Here is a 16,748-nt window from a genome sequence, read left to right on the forward strand (position 1 = left end):
TCATTCCAATCCGTAAGCCATCCGCACCAGCGTCAGCGGATGCTCCAGCCGCGGCGTGCCGAGCGCGTTGACGTCGAAGCCCTGGTCGATGTGGTGGCCGCCCAGTGGGCAGTCGGAGCTGATGAAGTCCGGCAGTCCGCCCTGCGGGTGCTCGGCCATCTTCTTGAACAGCGGCTTGCCGATCTTCAGCGCCACCTCGTGCGAGCCGACCTTCACGCCGTAGGTGCCGGCATGGCCGGAGCAGCGCTCGTTGGTGTGGACATAGGTGTCCGGCACCATCTTGAGCATCTCCTCGGTCTTCTTGCCGATGTTCTGCACCCGCGAGTGGCAGGGGATCTGGTAGCTGATCTTGCCCAGCGGCTTGCTGAAGTCGGTCTTGAGCAGGCCGTCGCGCTTGCGCTGCATCAGGTATTCGAACGGGTCCCACATCGCTTCCTTGACCGCCTGCACGTCGGCGTCGCCGGGGTACATCAGCGGGATCTCCTGCTTGAACATCAGCGTGCAGCTGGGCACCGCGGTGAGAATCGCGTAGCCCTCCTTCGCATAGTTCGCCAGCACCGGGATGTTGGCCCGCTTGCTCTCGTCGACCGACTCCAGGTCGCCGAGCTCCAGCTTGGGCATGCCGCAGCACTTCTCCTTGTTCACCAGCACGTACGGCACCTCGTTGTGCTCCAGCACCTTGAGCAGGTCGTGGCCGATGCCCGGCTCGTTGTAGTTGACGTAGCAGGTGGCGAAGATCGCCACCTTGCCCGGCGTCTTGGCGCCGTCCCGGATGCTGAAGTCCTTCGACTTGGGCGCGCCGGAGCGGAACTTGCGCGTCGCCAGCGCCGGCAGCCAGGCGTTCTCGTCCACGTGCAGCGTCTTTTCCATCAGCGCGCGCGCCGGCTTGGTCTGGTTCACCGCGTTGGCGACCTGCGTCACGATCGGGATGCCGGCGAACTGGCCGTGCACGTCGGTCGACGACAGGAACTTCTCGCCGAAGCCGACCCCGCCCTGCTTGAACTTGATCGCCTTGGCGCGCAGCATGGTGTGCGGATAGTCCACGTTCCACTCGTGCGGCGGCACGTAGGGGCACTTGGTCATGTAGCACAGGTCGCACATGTAGCACTGGTCGACCACCTTCCAGTAGTCCTTGCGCTCCACACCGTCCACCTCGCCGGTCTTGCTCTCGTCGATCAGGTCGAACAGCGTCGGAAACGACGCGCACAGGCTGACGCAGCGGCGGCAGCCATGGCAGATGTCGAAGATCCGCTCCAGCTCGTCGAAGGTCTTCTTCTCGTCGTAGTACTCGGGGTTCTTCCAGTCGATCGGATGACGGGTGGGGGCTTCCAGGTTGCCTTCGCGTGCTGCTGCCATGTTCTTCTCTTTCAGGATCGATGCTTTGCACTGGGCGCTGCGGGCAGCGCCCAGCAAAAATAACCGGTTGCGGACAGAGCGGAACTTGCGCCCCGATCTGTCCGCAAGGCCGCAAGTCAGTCGACCAGCTCGTTCAGCGCGCGGGTATAGCGGTTGGCGTGCGAGCGCTCGGCCTTGGCCAGCGTCTCGAACCAGTCCGCCACTTCGTCGTGGCCTTCTTCACGGGCGGTCTTGGCCATGCCGGGGTACATGTCGGTGTACTCGTGGGTCTCGCCGGCGACGGCGGACTTCAGGTTGTCGCGGGTCGGGCCGATCGGCATGCCGGTGGCCGGGTCGCCGCATTGCTCGAGCCACTCGAGATGGCCGTGCGCATGGCCGGTCTCGCCTTCGGCGGTGGAGCGGAACAGGGCTGCGACATCGTTCTGGCCCTCGACGTCGGCCTTGTTTGCGAAGTACAGATAACGGCGGTTGGCCTGGGATTCGCCGGCAAAGGCGGCCTTCAGGTTTTCTTCCGTCCTGGAGCCTTTGAGTGCTGCCATGTGGAAATCTCCTAGTGGGTTGATGAATCTAAAAACGCCTTGAACACGAGGTCGAAGACCCCGTGAGAGTAGCCCCGCGCCACGCCTGCGTCTAATTGGCTGCGTCAATGCGCAGGATTGAGAATGGGCATCGAGCCTGCTTTCGGAAGGAGCAAGGAGCTCGAGCCGGGCTCCGGTGAGGCGAGCGCCGCAACAGCTGGCGGAACTTGTCCCGCTACAGCTGAGATCTGATGATCACTTGCAGGGTGCGCCCTTCCATGCCCACCGTCGCCTGGGTCCGGGCACTCAACGGATGGGTCAGAAAGAAGGCCGAGCTGATGCCGATCAGGGCGCCGCCCAGCACGTCCTTGGTGAAGTGCGCGTGCGACCTAACCCGGCTATAGCCGGCCAGCGTGGCCAGTCCGTACATGGGCATCGCCCACTGCGCGCCGTAGCGCTGGTGAACATAGGCCGCCGAAACGAAGGCGATGGAGGTATGCGCTGACGGAAAGCCGCCCGAGCTCCCGTCCGGCCTGGGGCTGTTGACGGCCCGCTTGAGCACTTCCGTCGTCCCCACCGCAAGGGCGCCGGACAAGGCAAATTCCTTCAGTCCCTGGACGTCGCCGCGTTCCAGGGTCAGTGCCGCCGCCGCCGCGGGGAGCAGGATTTCCATCGCATCGCCGAACCGGTCGGTCTTCGCGACAACCTGCGCCCCCACATGCGTGGCGAAGGTAGAGGCCAGCAGCAGCGTGGCGCAGGAAGCGACTTGCGCGAGTTGGGGGTGACGCATCGTTCTCCTTCATTCAACGGCGGAGGGCTTTTCCATTCGGATGCCGGCGTCGAGGATAGCAGCATGGAAAGCGCATCCGGGGCGCGCCAGGCGCCGGAGCGATGGCCCGTGACGGCGCCCAATTACGCTATAGTAAATGCGTTACGCATGGGTAAATCCTCCTGCACCGTCCTCGACTCTCGGAGACTCCAATGGCCGCCGTTCTCAAAGACCCGAAATTGCTGCCGGCACCGGCACCCATCCACCAGCTGCATCACTACGCGTACCGCGCCAGGGACGCCGAGGAAACCAGGCACTTCTACGAGGACATCCTGGGCCTGCCGCTGTACCACATCATCCAGAGCGACCACGTCCCCAGCACCGGCGAGTACTGCCCGTACACGCACTTCTTCTTCCGGCTGCAGGACGGCTCGTTCATCGCCTTCTTCGACCTCGGCAACGACGAGGCGGCCCTGCCCTCGCCCAACACGCCGGCCTGGGTGAACCACATCTCGTTCCGGGTCGATTCGCAGCAGGCGCTGCGCGACATGAAGGAGCGGCTGGAAGCCAACGGCATCGAGGTGCTGGGCATCACCGACCACCACATCTTCCACAGCATCTACTTCTTCGACCCCAACGGCGTCCGGCTCGAACTGACAGCCCAGCTGGCCGACGAATTCCAGATGCTGCAGGAAAGCAAGACCGCCCACGCCCGGCTGGCCGAGTGGACCGCGCGCAAGGAGCAGTGGCGCGCCGACCGCGCTGCCGGCAAGGTGGCCGAGCCGCTCAAGCCCCAGCGCAACGACCGTCCGGAAGTGGCGGCGAAGCGCTGATGGCTGCGCCCGGCTACGCCGAGACGGCGTTTCGCAACGGCTACCAATTCACCGAAGGCAAGGGCTACGTCCTGCCCGAATACCCGTTCGTCGAGCCGCCGGAAATCGCCTCCGGCCAGGTCGGCCGCCACCCGATCGTGATCGTCGGCGCCGGCCTGGCGGGCCTGACCATGGCCTGCGCGCTGGCGCGCTACGGCGTGCCGGCGCTGCTGCTGGACGAGGACAACACGGTGGGCGTCAAGGGCGCCTCCTCGCGCGGCATCTGCTACACCCAGCGCTCGCTGGAGATCTTCGAACGGCTCGGGGTCTACGAGCCGATCGCGGCCAAGGGCATCCAGTGGAGCGTGGGCCGCACCTTCGCCGGCAAGGACGAGGTCTATTCCTTCGACCTGCGCCAGCAGAGCGCCTACAACCTGTCGAGCCAGCCGCCCTTCATCAACATCCAGCAGTTCTACATCGAGGGCTTCCTGGTCGACCGGATCGGGGAGCTGGGCCACGTCGAGATCCGCTGGAACAACCGGGTCACCGCATTCGACCAGGACGACACCGGGGCGACGCTGTCGGTCTCCACGCCGGCCGGCGACTACCGGATCCGGGCCGAGCACGTGATCGACGCCAGCGGCTCGCACACGCCGTTCCGCAAATGGGTGGGCGCCTCGGTCACCGCCAGGAAGGGCGACGACCGCTGGTGCATTGCCGACGTCCGCTTCACCGTGCATCCGCCGGCCGAGCGCCACACCTGGATCGAGGCGCCCTTCAACGAGAACCGGGCCGTCTGGCAGCACCTGATGGGCGACGACGTCTGGCGGATCGACTACCAGATGCCGCCGGATGCGGACCCCGAGCAGGTGAGCCGCGAGGAGGTGGTGCGCGAACGGCTGGCGCGCCAGTTCGGCGCCGAGACCGAGGTGGAAATCGTCTGGGTCGGGCCCTATGCGTACAAGAGCGAGTGCGTCGACCGGATGCGCCACGGGCGCCTGTTCTTCATGGGCGACGCTGCCAAGGTGGTCAGCCCCTTCGGCGCCCGCGGCGGCAACACCGGCATCGCCGACGCCGACAACCTGGCCTGGAAGCTGGCGGCCGTGGTCCGTGGCACCGCCGCGCCGTCGCTGCTGGACAGCTACCACGAGGAGCGGCACGAGGCGGCCACCCAGAACGTGCAAGTCACCAACCGGACCGGCCGCTTCCTGCGGCCGCTGGCCGGCATCGAGAAGACCTTCCGCGACGCTGTGCTGGGCCTGGCGCGCCAGCACCCGTTCGCCCGCCAGCTGGTCAACACCGGCCGGATGGCGATCGCCAATCCGTACTCGCGCTCCAGCGCCTGCGAGCGCACCGGCGGCCTGCCGGTGCAGAACGTCTCCTTCGCCTGGCCCGACGGCTCGCGCGGCACGATCAACGACCTGCTGCAATGGGCCGACGGCAACCTGCTGCTGCTGCTGTTCGGCGACGCCAGCCGCTCCAGCCTGGAGCGGCTGCGGACGCTGGCGCAGACCGCGCCACTGCGCTGCGTACAGGTGCTGGGGGCCGAGGGTCGGGCCGGCGCGCTGGAGCACGTGCGCGACCCGCAGGGCCATGTGCAGGGCGCCTGCCATGTCTTCGGCCACGCCTGGGCGCTGATCCGCCCCGACAGCTACGTCGCGGCCACCGGCGAGAGCGTCGACGCGGCGCTGGTGCATGCGCTGGGCCGGGCGCTGGGCGCCGCGCTGCAAGGAGAAAACGCATGAAGACCGCGCTCAACCTGCAGGACGCCGACGGCTTCTATGAACAGCTGCTGGACGCCCACCAGGGCCTGAGCCCGGCGCAGTCCGAACTGCTCAACGCCCGCCTGATCCTGCTGCTGGCCAACCAGGTCGGCGACGCCAAGGTGCTGCGCGAATGCGTGGAAGCGGCGGCAAACCCGGCGCCCGTGTCCGAATGAGGCGCAGCCGCTAAAATCGCGGCTTCCCCACCCGGTCATCCAGCGGCACCCATGGGTGCCGCTTTTCATTTCCCGATTGCCCGCCATGAGCGACACGCCCAAGCAACCCGGCCTGGAGAGCCTCTCCAAGTCATTCGAACCGCACGCCATCGAGGCCCGGTGGGGCCCGCTGTGGGAGCAACGCGGCTACGGCCGCGCCGGCTTCCGCGGCACCGGCCAGCCGGCCGCAGGCGAGGCGGCGTTCGCGATCCAGCTGCCGCCGCCGAACGTGACCGGCACGCTGCACATGGGGCACGCTTTCAACCAGACCATCATGGACAGCCTGACGCGCTACCACCGGATGCGCGGCTTCAACACGGTGTGGGTGCCGGGCACCGACCACGCGGGCATCGCCACCCAGATCGTGGTGGAGCGCCAGCTGCAGGAGCAGGGGCAGTCGCGCCATGACCTGGGCCGCAAGAACTTCGTGGCCCGGGTGTGGGAATGGAAGGAGCAGTCCGGCAACACCATCACCACCCAGATGCGCCGCATGGGCGACAGCGTGGACTGGTCGCGCGAGTACTTCACCATGGACGACAAGCTGTCCAAGGTGGTGACCGAAACCTTCGTGCGGCTGTACGAGCAGGGCCTGATCTACCGCGGCAAGCGGCTGGTGAACTGGGACCCGGAACTCAAGACCGCGGTCAGCGACCTGGAAGTGGAAAGCGAAGAGGAGGACGGCTTCCTGTGGCACATAGCCTATCCGCTCTCCGACGGAAGCGGCTCGCTGACGGTGGCGACCACCCGGCCCGAAACCATGCTGGGCGACACGGCGGTGATGGTGCACCCCGAGGACGAGCGCTACCGGCACCTGATCGGCAAGAGCGTCAAGCTGCCGCTCTGCGACCGCGAGATCCCCATCATTGCCGACGACTACGTGGACCGCGCGTTCGGCACCGGCGTGGTCAAGGTGACGCCCGCCCACGACCTCAACGACTACGCCGTCGGCCAGCGCCACAAGCTGCCGATCGTCGGCGTGCTGACGCTGGACGCCAGGATCAACGAGAACGCACCGGCCAAGTACCAGGGCCTGGACCGCTTCGCGGCCCGCAAGCAGGTGGTGAAGGACCTGGAGGCGCTGGGCCTGCTGGTGGAGACCAAGAAGCACAAGCTGATGGTGCCGCGCTGCGCCCGCACCGGCCAGGTGGTGGAGCCGATGCTGACCGACCAGTGGTTCGTGGCCGTGAGCAAGGTGAGCGAGCAGGACCCGACCGGAAAATCCATCGCGCAGAAGGCGATCGATGCGGTCGACAGCGGAGCCGTGAAGTTCGTGCCGGAGAACTGGGTCAACACCTACAACCAGTGGATGAACAACATCCAGGACTGGTGCATCTCGCGCCAGCTCTGGTGGGGCCACCAGATCCCGGCCTGGTATGACGAGGACGGCAAGGTCTACGTCGCGCGCGACGAAGCGCACGCGCAGGCCCAGGCGCCGGGCAAGACGCTGCGGCGCGACGAGGACGTGCTGGACACCTGGTATTCGTCGGCGCTGGTGCCCTTTTCCACCATGGGCTGGCCGGACACCGGCGCGCCCGACTACGACCTGTACCTGCCGTCCACCGTGCTGGTCACAGGCTACGACATCATCTTCTTCTGGGTCGCCCGGATGATCATGATGACGACCCACTTCACCGGCCGGGTGCCGTTTCGCGACGTCTACATCCACGGCCTGGTGCGCGACTCGCACGGCAAGAAGATGAGCAAGTCCGAAGGCAACGTGCTGGACCCGGTGGACCTGATCGACGGCATCGCCCTGCCCGAGCTGCTGGGCAAGCGCACCACCGGCCTGCGCAAGCCCGAGACCGCGCCCGCGGTGCGCAAGAACACCGAGAAGGAATTCCCGGACGGGATCCCCGCCTTCGGTGCCGATGCGCTGCGCTTCACCTTCGCGTCGCTGGCGTCCCTGGGCCGCAACATCAATTTCGACGCCAAGCGCAGCGAGGGCTACCGCAACTTCTGCAACAAGCTCTGGAACGCCACCCGCTTCACGCTGATGAACACCGAAGGCCAGGACCTGGCCGAGGCCGGCGCCACGCTGACGGCGGCCGACCGCTGGATCGTCTCCACCCTGCAGCGGGTGGAAGCCGAGGTGGCCAAGGGCTTCGCCGAGTACCGGCTGGACAACGTCGCCAACACCATCTACCAGTTCGTCTGGGACGAGTTCTGCGACTGGTACCTCGAGATCGCCAAGGTGCAGATCCAGACCGCCGAGAAATTCGAGGACCCGCAAGCGGGTGCCAGCCAGCAGCGCGGCACCCGCCGCACGCTGATCCGGGTGCTGGAAGCCATCCTGCGGCTGGCCCATCCCGTGATTCCGTTCATCACCGAGGAGCTGTGGCAGAAGGTGGCGCCGGTGGCCGGCAAGAGCGGCGACTCCGTCAGCATCGCGCCCTACCCCGTCACCAATCCGGGGGCGATCGATCCGCAGGCGCAAGCCTACGTCGCCAAGCTCAAGGCGGTGGTCGATGCCTCGCGCACGCTGCGCGGCGAGATGAACGTCTCGCCCGCCACCCGGCTGCCGCTGTACGCGGTGGGCGACGCCGCCTTCATGCGCGAGGCCGCGCCGGTGCTGCAGGCCCTGGCCAAGCTGAGCGAAGTGAAGGTGTTCGACGAGGAAGCGGCCTGGACCGCCGCCGCCCAGGCCGCGCCGGTCGCGGTGGTCGGCGAGGCGCGCCTGTGCCTGTTCATGGAAATCGACGTCGCCGCCGAACAGGTGCGCCTGGGCAAGGAAGCGGCGCGGCTGGAAGAGCAGATCAGCAAGGCCAACGCCAAGCTCTCGAACGAGGCTTTCGTGGCCAAGGCGCCGCCAGCCGTGATCGAGCAGGAGCGCAAGCGCATCGGCGAGTTCAGCGCCACCCTGGGCAAGCTGCGCGAGCAGCTGGCGCGCCTGGCCTAGGGTCCTTCGAGGCTGGCGGGGCCGCTCAGCGGCCCCAGGCTGCTGACCGGGCCGTCCAGCTCCATCGGGCCGGAGGGGCCCGGTTCGGGTCCGTGCAGCGGGCCGGCCAGCGCCTCGTGCAATCGCTGCGCCACGTACCAGCTGGCGCGGATGCGCGCTTCCTGCGTGAAGGAGCCGAGCCGCGGCGTCAGCGTCAGGTTCGGCAGCCCGTGCAGCGGCGAGCCCTTGGCCGCGAAGCTTGACTGGGCGCCATCGAGCACCGCAGCCTCGATCCGCCCGTCAGTGAGCGCTCGCGCCAGCGCCTGCGGATCGAACAGGTGGGAGCGGCTGATGCCGGTCCACACCTGGCCCGGCTTGCAGTGCGCCAGCATCTTGTCGTTGATGAAGCCCAGGTAGCGCGAGGCGAACATCACCTGGACCGAGATGCCGTCGGCCTGCGACAGCAGTTCCGGCAGCGAGACCGGCTGGATCTGCAGCTTGTCCCAGATCGGCGCCGTGCTGTGGATCGCCGGGTCATAGCCGATCAGCTTGACGCCGAGCGCGCTGAGCAGCGGGGCCAGCGTATGGGCGGTCGGCGCCAGGCCGAAGATGCCGACCGTGCTGCCATGCAGCTCGCGCCCGGGGCGGATCTCGGAATGGTTGTCGCCGGCCAGGGTGGCGCCGAAACCGCGCCGGTACAGCAGCAGCAGGCCGGCCAGCAGGTACTCCGCGTTGGCGCGCACGCTCGCGGTGGTGGCCTGGATCACCCGCACCTTGCGTTCCCGGCAGGCTTCCAGGTCGGTGTTGTCGCCCCCGGACTGCATGCGCGCCACCGCCTTGAGCACCGGCGCGAAATCCAGCATCTCGCGGGTGACGGCGATCTTGCGCGGCACCACCACGGCAGCGGCGTTGTACAGGGCCTTGCGCACGGCGCTGGCATCGTTGCCCAGGTCCAGCCGCGTGGTCACATGGTGCCGTTCCTCGAGCCAGGCGAGTGCCTCGGGAACGAGACGTTCGAGAAGTAAGATGTCCAACTAGTGCATCCTGTCTGACAGGTAGCCGGACACGCTTCACCGCATACTGGCTCGCCCGTTAGGTAAATTCCTTACGCACTGCAACGATATCCTTTTTTCGCGGCCGATGAATCACTTCAAGAAGATTACCAAAGCAGTATTTCCGGTTGCCGGCCTCGGCACCCGCTTCCTGCCGGCCACCAAGGCCCAGCCCAAGGAAATGCTGCCGGTGGTCGACAAGCCGCTGATCCAGTACGCCGTCGAGGAGGCCTACGACGCCGGCATCCGCCACATGATCTTCGTCACCGGCCGCAACAAGCGCGCCATCGAGGACCACTTCGACACCGCCTACGAGCTGGAAACCGAGCTGGAAGCCGGCCACAAGCAGGACCTGCTGGCGCTGGTGCGCTCGATCAAGCCGGACGACATGGACTGCACCTATGTGCGGCAGTCGCGCTCGCTCGGCCTGGGCCATGCGGTGCTGTGCGCCGAGGCGCTGGTCGGCGACGACGCGTTCGCGGTGCTGCTGGCGGACGACCTGATGTGCGGCCCGGACGGCGGCCCGTCGGTCCTCAGCCAGATGGTGGACAAGTTCCTGGAGGTGCAGACCTCGCTGCTGGCCGTGCAGGAAGTGCCGCTGGAGCATGTCAACCGCTACGGCATCGTGGCCGGCGAACTGGTCGGGGAGCGCCTGACGAAGGTCTCCGCGATGGTGGAGAAGCCCAAGCCGGCCGACGCGCCTTCACGGATGGGCGTGGCCGGCCGCTACATCCTGACACCGGGCGTGTTCGCCCGGATCCGCAACCAGGACCGCGGCGCCGGCGGCGAGATCCAGCTGACCGACGGCATCGCCGCGCTGATCGCAAGCGAGGGTGTGCATGCGCTGCAGTACCTGGGCAAGCGCTACGACTGCGGGAGCAAGGAAGGTTTCCTGGAGGCGACCGTGGAACTGGCGCTCAGGCACCCCGAGGTCGGCGCCCGCTTCCAGGACTATCTGAAGAAATTGCCGCTGCGGGCCTGAGCGGCGCGCCTTCAGCGGCGGCGCAGCACGTGGATGTATTCCTGGCCGGCGTTCTGCTGCTCCACCAGCTCGTTGCCGGTCTGCTTGGCGAAAGCCTGGAAATCCCGCACCGACCCGGCGTCGGTGGCAATCACCTTGAGCAGCTCGCCCGTGTGCATGTCCGTCAGCGCCTTCTTGGCCTTCAGGATGGGCAGCGGGCAGTTCAGGCCGCGGGTGTCGATTTCCTTGTCGATTTTCATCAGAGGCTCCTGGGCGTTGGTTCGAAGACGTCGGCATCGGCCAGCCGGACACCGGCAGCGTCCTTGGCCGACAGGCTGGGCGGCCCCTGCAGCGGCCAGTCGATACCGATCTCCGGATCATCCCATGCGATGCAGCGTTCGTGCTGCGGGGCGTAGTAGTCGGTGGCCTTGTACAGGAAATCCGCCGACTCGCTGGTGACCACGAAGCCGTGGGCGAAGCCCTCCGGGACCCAGAGCTGACGATGGTTGTCTTCGCTCAGTTCGACCCCGACCCAGCGGCCGAAGGTGGGCGAGCCCTTGCGGACGTCCACCGCGACGTCGAAGGCGCAGCCCTGCACGACGCGCACCAGCTTGCCCTGCGGTTGCCTGATCTGGTAGTGCAGGCCGCGCAAAACACCCTTGAGACTGCGGCTGTGGTTGTCCTGGACGAAGGTGGGCCGCAGACCGGTTGCGGCTTCGAAGGCGCGCTGGTTGTAGCTCTCGTAGAAGAAACCGCGGGCATCGCCGTGGAAGGTGGGCTCGAGAATCAGGACCTCGGGGATGGCTGTGGCGGTGGCCTTCATCCGCCGGTCTCTTCTTTCAGGATGCGCATCAGGTACTGACCGTACGTGTTGTTGATCAGAGGCTGCGCCAGGGCTTCGAACTGGTCGGTGCTGATGAAGCCGCTGCGCCAGGCGATTTCCTCCGGACAGGCGATCTTCAGTCCCTGCCGGTGCTCCAGGGTGGCGATGAACTGGCTGGCCTCGAGCAGGCTGTCATGGGTTCCCGTGTCCAGCCAGGCATAGCCGCGGGTCATGATCTGCACATTGAGCTGGCGCATTTCCAGGTAATGCTGGTTGACCGCGGTGATCTCCAGCTCGCCCCGCGCGCTGGGCTTGATCGACCTGGCGATCTCGACGATCTGGTTGTCGTAGAAGTACAGGCCCGTCACCGCAAAGTTGCTCTTGGGAGCAGCAGGCTTTTCCTCGATGCTGCTGGCGCGCCCCTGCTCATCGAAGGCCACTACTCCATAGCGTTCGGGATCGTTCACGTGGTATGCGAACACCGTGGCGCCCTTGGCCTGTTTGTCGGCCTGCGCCAGCAGGTGCACGAAGTCATGCCCGTGGAAGACGTTATCGCCAAGCACCAGGGCGCTGGGACAGTCGCCGACGAAGTCGGCGCCGATGATGAACGCCTGCGCAAGTCCTTCCGGCTTCGGCTGGACGGCGTACTGCAGGTTCATGCCCCACTGGCTGCCGTCGCCCAGCAGTTGCTGGAAGCGCGGCGTGTCCTGCGGCGTGCTGATCACGAGAACGTCACGGATGCCCGCGATCATCAGCGTGCTCAGCGGGTAATAGATCATTGGCTTGTCGTACACCGGCAACAACTGCTTGCTGATCGCCAGTGTCGCGGGGTGCAGGCGGGTGCCGGAACCGCCGGCGAGGATGATGCCTTTGCGGGGAAGCATTATTTCTGAGTACGTTTTCTGTCGGTTGTCTTCCGACGCAGCAAAATTTACAGGATTTCCGCCAGGATCCGGTCGACGCCCTGCTTCCAGGGCGGCAATGCCAGACCAAAGGCTTCCCGCAGTTTAGCCGTGTCCAGCCGGGAGTTCCGAGGCCGCCGGGCGGCAGTGACGAAGGCCTCGGACGGCACCGGCGCGATGTCGGTCGCCTTCAGGGGCAATTCCGGGCGCAGCCGCCGGGCCTCGCCAAGCAGATGGCTCGCATAGCCGTGCCACGTGGTTTCGCCGGCGGCGGCCAGGTGGTAGATCCCTGCCAAGCCCGCGCGACCGGCCGCAGGAGCCGTCAGCTGCCGGATCGCATGCGCGGTGACATCAGCGACCAGTTCGGCTGAGGTCGGTGCGCCGTATTGGTCGTCGACGACCGTCAGGCGCTCGCGCTCCTGCGCCAACCGCAGCATGGTTCGGATGAAGTTGCCACCGCGGGCGGCATAGACCCAGCTGGTGCGCAGGATCAGATGCCGTTCGCAGTGCGCCGCGATCGCGCGTTCGCCGTCCAGCTTGGTCGACCCGTAGACGCTCAGCGGCGCCGGCACGTCGGTTTCGGTCCAGGGCCGGCTGCCGGAGCCGTCAAAGACGTAATCGGTGCTGTAGTGGACCAGCAGCGCCCCGAGCTGCCTGGCCTCCTGCGCCAGCACCCCGGGGGCAGCGGCATTGACCAGGCGCGCCAGCTCCGGCTCGCTCTCGGCCCTGTCGACGGCCGTATAGGCGGCTGCGTTCACGATCACGTCGGGACGGACCTCGCGGACGGTGCGCGCGAGGCCCTCCAGGTTCGACAGGTCGCCGCAATGGTTGGACGAGCCGCGGTCCAGCGCCACGACTTCTCCCAGAACCGACAGGCTGCGCTGCAGTTCCCACCCGACCTGGCCGTTCCTGCCCAGAAGAAGAAGCTTCATCGCCGCACGGTCAGGGACGCCTGAATTCGATGAACTCGGGCTCGATGCCGCGGCCGCGCAGCCAGTCCGCCAGCGCGTAGCCGGTGCCGGCGGGCCAGCATTTCACCTTGTCGTAGTCATAGAGCTGGTAGTCGACCAGCTCCGGCGACAGCCTGACCTCGCCATCTGCCACTGCGTGGTAGGCGATGATGACCTGGTTCATGCGCTGGAAGTCGTAGACGCCGATCAGGTTGAGCTCGGACGCGTCGAGGTTGGTTTCTTCCTTGATCTCCCGCGCGATGCCTTCCTGCGGCGACTCGCCGGCCTCCATGAAGCCGGTGATCAGCGCGTACATCTTGTGCGTCCATGCGGCGTTGCGCGCCAGCAGGATTTGGTCGCGGTACTGGATGACGGCGGCCAGCACCGGCGTCGGATTGTTCCAGTGGGTCCAGCCGCAGGCCACGCAGCGCAGGCGCTGCTTCTCGCCGCCATCCTCCAGCGAGGAAATGAGCTCCAGCGGCTGGGCGCAGTTGGGGCAGAACCGATACTCTTGGCTCATGCCGGGAACACGCCGGTGGACAGGTAGCGGTCGCCCCGGTCGCAGACCACGAACACGATCGTCGCGTTCTCGACCGTGCCCGCGATCTGCTGCGCCACCCAGCAGGCACCGGCCGCGGAGATGCCGGCAAAGATGCCTTCCTCGCGCGCCAGCCGCCGGCACATCTCCTCGGCATCCTCCTGGCCGACAGCGACCATCTGGTCGACGGCCGATGGATCGTGGATCTTGGGCATGTATTCCGCCGGCCACTTGCGGATTCCCGGGATGCGCGAGCCCGGGCTCGGTTCGGCGCCGATGATCCTGACGGCCGGGTTCTTTTCCTTCAGGAAGCGCGAGACGCCGGTGATGGTGCCGGTGGTTCCCATGGCGCTGACGAAGTGGGTGACCTTGCCCTTGGTGTCGGCCCAGATCTCGGGGCCGGTCGTCTCGTAATGGATCCGCGGGTTGTCCTGGTTGGCGAACTGGTCGAGCACCCGGCCCTTGCCTTCGCGCTGCATGTTCTCGGCCAGGTCTCGGGCATATTCCATGCCGCCGCTCTTGGGCGTGAGCATCAGCTCGGCGCCGAAGGCCTTCATGGTTTGGGCGCGCTCGACCGACAGGTCCTCCGGCATGATCAGGATCATCCGGTAGCCCCGCACGGCGGCCGCCATCGCCAGGGCAATGCCGGTGTTGCCGGAGGTCGCCTCGATCAGGGTGTCGCCCGGCTTGATCTCGCCGCGCTCCTCGGCACGCTTGATCATCGACAGCGCCGGCCGGTCCTTGACCGAGCCGGCGGGATTGTTGCCCTCGAGCTTGCCGAGGACCACGTTGCCCCGTTTCGCGTTATCGGCCGCACCAATGCGCTGCAACGCCACCAGCGGCGTCTTGCCGATGGCGTCTTCGATGGTTGGGTAGTTCATGGATGTCACTGTGCCATAATTTCCGGCTTCGCTTTTCCGACGCCGGAGTGGTGAAATTGGTAGACGCAGGGGACTCAAAATCCCCCGAGGTAAAACTCGTGCCGGTTCGATTCCGGCCTCCGGCACCAGCCTAAAATTGCGGGGACCTCTACGTTGCTTTTCCCGCGACGTTGCATTGCCAGCGCCAGGTGCTGGCACACATGTCGTCCAGATCTCGGTGGGCACGCCATCCAAGCAATTCCGCCGCCTTGGATGCGTTTGCATAAGACGTCGGCACGTCTCCTGGCCGGCGCGACGCAGCCACCCACGGGAGCGTTCTCATGCAAGTGCGCTCGAAAGCGCGCAGCACCTCCAGGACGCTATAGCCTCGACCGGTCCCCAGATTGATGGCCTGCCATCCGGCGTTTCTCTCCAGATAGGCGACCGCGGCCAGATGCCCTTCCGCCAAGTCCATCACATGGATGTAGTCGCGAATTCCGGTGCCATCGGGCGTCTCATAGTCCGTTCCAAACACGTTCACCTCAGGCAGCACACCGCTGGCCACCTTGGCGATGAATGGCATCAGGTTGTTCGGGATGCCTTGCGGGTCCTCGCCGATCAAACCCGATGGATGCGCGCCCACGGGATTGAAATAGCGCAGGCAGGCAATGCGCCAGGACGGGTCCGAATCGCAGAGATCCTTGAGCATCTCCTCGACGTGCAACTTCGTGCGCCCATACGGGTTGATTGCAGCTGTTGGATGCTTCTCGTCATACGGCAAGTACTGCGACACGCCATAGACAGTGGCGCTGGAGCTGAACACCAGGCTTCGCACCGCAGTCATGTTCATGGCCTGAACAAGGCTGATCGTCCCCTGCACATTCGATGCGTAGTAGTCCAGGGGCCTGGAGGCCGACTCACCAACCGCCTTGAGCCCGGCGAAATGGATGACCGACGTGCATGCGTACTGCTCGAGGCAGTCTCGAACCAATGGCGTGTCCCGCACGTCGCCTTTGACCAATACCACCCGCTCGCCCGTGATCCGCGCGAGGCGGTCCGCCACATCGGGCGAACTGTTGGAAAAATTGTCCAACAACACCACGTTGTGACCCGCCTCGACGAGGACAGAGGCCGTGTGACTGCCGATAAAACCAGTTCCGCCAGTCAACAAGATGGTCATGGCAAGATGCGGCGGCGCAGCGCGCGCAAGAGAAGCAAAGGCAGGAATGGTACAACGGCCAAAATCGCGCCCCGCAAGTTCCATGCTCTATTCACCACCCGCCGGATACGATGAAATCTCCCTGGAAGATACTGTCCGCACTGCTGATCGCCACGGTTCTGGTGAGCAAGCTGATGCCAAATCCCTGGAAGATGGCCGTGATGGATCGATGGCACGGCCCCATCGACATGTCGCTCGCCGCGCACTTGCTGATGTTCGCCCTGACGGCGTTCTCAATCACGCACGCTGTTACCACACCCAGGGCCTGGAAGATTCTGGGCAGCGCACTTGCGCTCTCCGTCGCGACCGAGGCGCTGCAATTTTTCGCGATCGAGCGTCATCCCAGCCTGCAGGGCGTGGTCACAGAAATGACGGGCGCCTTCTTCGGCTGGGGATTGGCAGCAGTTCATCTGCGACTGGCCCGGCGCTGGCGCAGTGGCACAGCGAACCCGGCCCAGAAATGAAAAACCCCGCGGGTATAGGCGCGGGGTTCCAGCCGGGAACGCGAAGAATCAGGTGCCCGTGACCAAGGTCACTGTGACAGTACCAAGCCCCTTGCCATCCACCGTCACTGAGCCGTCCGCGTTGACCACGATGGTCACCGGAATCTTGCTGGATGTTCCGTTCAGGGTCAGGGTCAGGTCGGAGCCGAAAGCAGCGCCAACGGGCTTGGACGCGGTGGGCGCCTGCAGGGTGCAATCCGTGACTTCGACGGTTTGTCCCACGGCAAGCTTGGGATTTTTCGACGTGGACGTGTCGATCCTGAAGATGCACGAACCGAATGCCACGGTTCCGCTCGCAACGCCATCGGTCGCGCTGGACACGGAGAACTTGGGCAATGTGCCCGTGCCCGCGGGCGTGACACTCAGCGTCGTCGTGCCGGTTGTGCCCAGCGCCGGGATTCCGCCGCTAAACGTGAAAGTCTTGTCGGTGATAGCGCTGATGTTGTTCGCCGTCACGGCCTGATTCACATTCGTGGTTGCGGTGAGCACTGGTTCGGGGCCGCCCCCGCCGCCGCCACACCCGGAAGTCAGAATGACGACGACAGTGACGGCAGCGGCCGTCAGCCCTTTGAACGTGTTGATCATTTGCGCTTCCCGGTAAGCATTTGTTGTTTGAGCGGGACAAGCCTACA

General features: G+C 65.9%; 18 protein-coding genes and 1 tRNA gene. 7 read left to right on the forward strand and 12 right to left on the reverse strand.

Annotated features, from left to right (window positions below; all coding sequences use genetic code 11):
• The 3 genes from ACFPOE_RS12520 to ACFPOE_RS12530 all read right to left on the reverse strand — a co-directional run bounded on the left by ACFPOE_RS12520 (nt 1) and on the right by ACFPOE_RS12530 (nt 2,664).
• Nucleotides 1-1,356: a heterodisulfide reductase-related iron-sulfur binding cluster gene (locus ACFPOE_RS12520; protein ID WP_376850416.1), complete on the reverse strand. Its 1,356-nt coding sequence runs from the start codon at nt 1,354-1,356 to the stop codon at nt 1-3.
• 116 nt (nt 1,357-1,472) lie between these two features.
• Nucleotides 1,473-1,895 (reverse strand): rubrerythrin family protein, encoded by a 423-nt coding sequence (locus ACFPOE_RS12525; protein WP_376850417.1) that lies wholly within the window; start codon nt 1,893-1,895, stop codon nt 1,473-1,475.
• Between the two features lie 214 nt (nt 1,896-2,109).
• Nucleotides 2,110-2,664, reverse strand: coding sequence for a phosphatase PAP2 family protein (locus tag ACFPOE_RS12530; protein ID WP_376850418.1), 555 nt, complete (start codon nt 2,662-2,664; stop codon nt 2,110-2,112).
• A gap of 191 nt (nt 2,665-2,855) precedes the next feature.
• On the opposite strand from ACFPOE_RS12530, the gene ACFPOE_RS12535 reads away from it, so the two are divergent.
• From ACFPOE_RS12535 to ACFPOE_RS12550, 4 genes are all read left to right on the forward strand, one after another.
• Complete coding sequence (locus ACFPOE_RS12535; RefSeq protein ID WP_376850419.1) at nt 2,856-3,476, forward strand: VOC family protein; 621 nt, start codon at nt 2,856-2,858, stop codon at nt 3,474-3,476.
• Entirely contained in the window at nt 3,476-5,200 is a 1,725-nt protein-coding gene (locus ACFPOE_RS12540; RefSeq protein ID WP_376850420.1) for an FAD-dependent monooxygenase, read from the forward strand. The genes ACFPOE_RS12535 and ACFPOE_RS12540 overlap by 1 nt, the downstream gene beginning before the upstream one ends.
• Nucleotides 5,197-5,394, forward strand: a complete 198-nt coding sequence (locus ACFPOE_RS12545) for a DUF2783 domain-containing protein (RefSeq protein ID WP_376850421.1) — start codon at nt 5,197-5,199, stop codon at nt 5,392-5,394. The genes ACFPOE_RS12540 and ACFPOE_RS12545 overlap by 4 nt, the downstream gene beginning before the upstream one ends.
• 85 nt (nt 5,395-5,479) lie before the next feature.
• Nucleotides 5,480-8,329, forward strand: coding sequence for a valine--tRNA ligase (locus tag ACFPOE_RS12550; RefSeq protein ID WP_376850422.1), 2,850 nt, complete (start codon nt 5,480-5,482; stop codon nt 8,327-8,329).
• Here the strand turns inward: ACFPOE_RS12550 and ACFPOE_RS12555 are convergent.
• Nucleotides 8,326-9,342 (reverse strand): NAD(P)-dependent oxidoreductase, encoded by a 1,017-nt coding sequence (locus ACFPOE_RS12555; RefSeq protein ID WP_376850423.1) that lies wholly within the window; start codon nt 9,340-9,342, stop codon nt 8,326-8,328. The two genes, ACFPOE_RS12550 and ACFPOE_RS12555, sit on opposite strands and share 4 nt — an antisense overlap.
• Before the next feature lie 106 nt (nt 9,343-9,448).
• Between ACFPOE_RS12555 and galU the strand changes: the two genes are divergently transcribed.
• Nucleotides 9,449-10,342, forward strand: a complete 894-nt coding sequence (gene galU / locus ACFPOE_RS12560) for a UTP--glucose-1-phosphate uridylyltransferase GalU (protein WP_376850424.1) — start codon at nt 9,449-9,451, stop codon at nt 10,340-10,342.
• 11 nt (nt 10,343-10,353) lie between these two features.
• Here the strand turns inward: galU and ACFPOE_RS12565 are convergent, their stop codons facing one another.
• Genes ACFPOE_RS12565 through cysM form a run of 6 tightly spaced genes read right to left on the reverse strand, consistent with a single transcriptional unit; the run spans nt 10,354 to nt 14,415 of the window.
• Nucleotides 10,354-10,581 (reverse strand): sulfurtransferase TusA family protein, encoded by a 228-nt coding sequence (locus ACFPOE_RS12565; protein WP_376850425.1) that lies wholly within the window; start codon nt 10,579-10,581, stop codon nt 10,354-10,356.
• Nucleotides 10,581-11,144, reverse strand: coding sequence for a dTDP-4-dehydrorhamnose 3,5-epimerase (rfbC, locus tag ACFPOE_RS12570; RefSeq protein ID WP_376850426.1), 564 nt, complete (start codon nt 11,142-11,144; stop codon nt 10,581-10,583). The genes ACFPOE_RS12565 and rfbC overlap by 1 nt, the downstream gene beginning before the upstream one ends.
• The gene (gene rfbA, locus ACFPOE_RS12575; protein ID WP_376850427.1) at nt 11,141-12,028 is read right to left on the reverse strand and encodes a glucose-1-phosphate thymidylyltransferase RfbA; all 888 of its coding nucleotides are present in this window, start codon (nt 12,026-12,028) and stop codon (nt 11,141-11,143) included. The genes rfbC and rfbA overlap by 4 nt, the downstream gene beginning before the upstream one ends.
• A gap of 47 nt (nt 12,029-12,075) precedes the next feature.
• Nucleotides 12,076-12,978, reverse strand: a complete 903-nt coding sequence (rfbD, locus tag ACFPOE_RS12580) for a dTDP-4-dehydrorhamnose reductase (RefSeq protein ID WP_376850428.1) — start codon at nt 12,976-12,978, stop codon at nt 12,076-12,078.
• Nucleotides 12,979-12,988: 10 nt separating this feature from the next.
• The gene (locus ACFPOE_RS12585; RefSeq protein WP_376850429.1) at nt 12,989-13,516 is read right to left on the reverse strand and encodes an NUDIX hydrolase; all 528 of its coding nucleotides are present in this window, start codon (nt 13,514-13,516) and stop codon (nt 12,989-12,991) included.
• The gene (gene cysM / locus ACFPOE_RS12590) at nt 13,513-14,415 is read right to left on the reverse strand and encodes a cysteine synthase CysM (protein WP_376850430.1); all 903 of its coding nucleotides are present in this window, start codon (nt 14,413-14,415) and stop codon (nt 13,513-13,515) included. Before cysM ends, ACFPOE_RS12585 begins: the two co-directional genes overlap by 4 nt.
• A gap of 41 nt (nt 14,416-14,456) precedes the next feature.
• Here cysM and ACFPOE_RS12595 point away from each other — a divergent pair.
• Nucleotides 14,457-14,543 (forward strand) — tRNA-Leu (locus ACFPOE_RS12595).
• Nucleotides 14,544-14,563: 20 nt separating this feature from the next.
• On the opposite strand, the gene galE is transcribed toward ACFPOE_RS12595, so the two are convergent.
• Nucleotides 14,564-15,574, reverse strand: a complete 1,011-nt coding sequence (gene galE, locus ACFPOE_RS12600) for a UDP-glucose 4-epimerase GalE (RefSeq protein WP_376850651.1) — start codon at nt 15,572-15,574, stop codon at nt 14,564-14,566.
• Nucleotides 15,575-15,684: 110 nt separating this feature from the next.
• Between galE and ACFPOE_RS12605 the strand changes: the two genes are divergently transcribed.
• Complete coding sequence (locus tag ACFPOE_RS12605; protein ID WP_376850431.1) at nt 15,685-16,077, forward strand: VanZ family protein; 393 nt, start codon at nt 15,685-15,687, stop codon at nt 16,075-16,077.
• Between the two features lie 48 nt (nt 16,078-16,125).
• Here the strand turns inward: ACFPOE_RS12605 and ACFPOE_RS12610 are convergent, their stop codons facing one another.
• A complete protein-coding gene (locus ACFPOE_RS12610) occupies nt 16,126-16,701 on the reverse strand; it encodes a hypothetical protein (protein WP_376850432.1) in 576 nt (191 codons plus the stop codon).
• Between the last annotated feature and the right edge of the window lie 47 nt (nt 16,702-16,748).

Origin of the sequence: Caenimonas terrae (assembly GCF_042655405.1) — a bacterium.
Classification (GTDB): Bacteria; Pseudomonadota; Gammaproteobacteria; order Burkholderiales; family Burkholderiaceae_C; genus Ramlibacter; species Ramlibacter terrae_A.

What these genes read in the sequence shown, in the direction of transcription:
- ACFPOE_RS12520 (WP_376850416.1), bottom strand. Translation starts at nt 1,356, where the DNA reads ATGGCAGCAGCACGCGAAGGCAACCTGGAAGCCCCCACCCGTCATCCG.
- ACFPOE_RS12525 (WP_376850417.1), bottom strand. Translation starts at nt 1,895, where the DNA reads ATGGCAGCACTCAAAGGCTCCAGGACGGAAGAAAACCTGAAGGCCGCC.
- ACFPOE_RS12530 (WP_376850418.1), bottom strand. Translation starts at nt 2,664, where the DNA reads ATGCGTCACCCCCAACTCGCGCAAGTCGCTTCCTGCGCCACGCTGCTG.
- ACFPOE_RS12535 (WP_376850419.1), top strand. Translation starts at nt 2,856, where the DNA reads ATGGCCGCCGTTCTCAAAGACCCGAAATTGCTGCCGGCACCGGCACCC.
- ACFPOE_RS12540 (WP_376850420.1), top strand. Translation starts at nt 3,476, where the DNA reads ATGGCTGCGCCCGGCTACGCCGAGACGGCGTTTCGCAACGGCTACCAA.
- ACFPOE_RS12545 (WP_376850421.1), top strand. Translation starts at nt 5,197, where the DNA reads ATGAAGACCGCGCTCAACCTGCAGGACGCCGACGGCTTCTATGAACAG.
- ACFPOE_RS12550 (WP_376850422.1), top strand. Translation starts at nt 5,480, where the DNA reads ATGAGCGACACGCCCAAGCAACCCGGCCTGGAGAGCCTCTCCAAGTCA.
- galU (WP_376850424.1), top strand. Translation starts at nt 9,449, where the DNA reads ATGAATCACTTCAAGAAGATTACCAAAGCAGTATTTCCGGTTGCCGGC.
- ACFPOE_RS12565 (WP_376850425.1), bottom strand. Translation starts at nt 10,581, where the DNA reads ATGAAAATCGACAAGGAAATCGACACCCGCGGCCTGAACTGCCCGCTG.
- rfbC (WP_376850426.1), bottom strand. Translation starts at nt 11,144, where the DNA reads ATGAAGGCCACCGCCACAGCCATCCCCGAGGTCCTGATTCTCGAGCCC.
- rfbA (WP_376850427.1), bottom strand. Translation starts at nt 12,028, where the DNA reads ATGCTTCCCCGCAAAGGCATCATCCTCGCCGGCGGTTCCGGCACCCGC.
- rfbD (WP_376850428.1), bottom strand. Translation starts at nt 12,978, where the DNA reads ATGAAGCTTCTTCTTCTGGGCAGGAACGGCCAGGTCGGGTGGGAACTG.
- ACFPOE_RS12585 (WP_376850429.1), bottom strand. Translation starts at nt 13,516, where the DNA reads ATGAGCCAAGAGTATCGGTTCTGCCCCAACTGCGCCCAGCCGCTGGAG.
- cysM (WP_376850430.1), bottom strand. Translation starts at nt 14,415, where the DNA reads ATGAACTACCCAACCATCGAAGACGCCATCGGCAAGACGCCGCTGGTG.
- galE (WP_376850651.1), bottom strand. Translation starts at nt 15,574, where the DNA reads ATGACCATCTTGTTGACTGGCGGAACTGGTTTTATCGGCAGTCACACG.
- ACFPOE_RS12605 (WP_376850431.1), top strand. Translation starts at nt 15,685, where the DNA reads ATGAAATCTCCCTGGAAGATACTGTCCGCACTGCTGATCGCCACGGTT.
- ACFPOE_RS12610 (WP_376850432.1), bottom strand. Translation starts at nt 16,701, where the DNA reads ATGATCAACACGTTCAAAGGGCTGACGGCCGCTGCCGTCACTGTCGTC.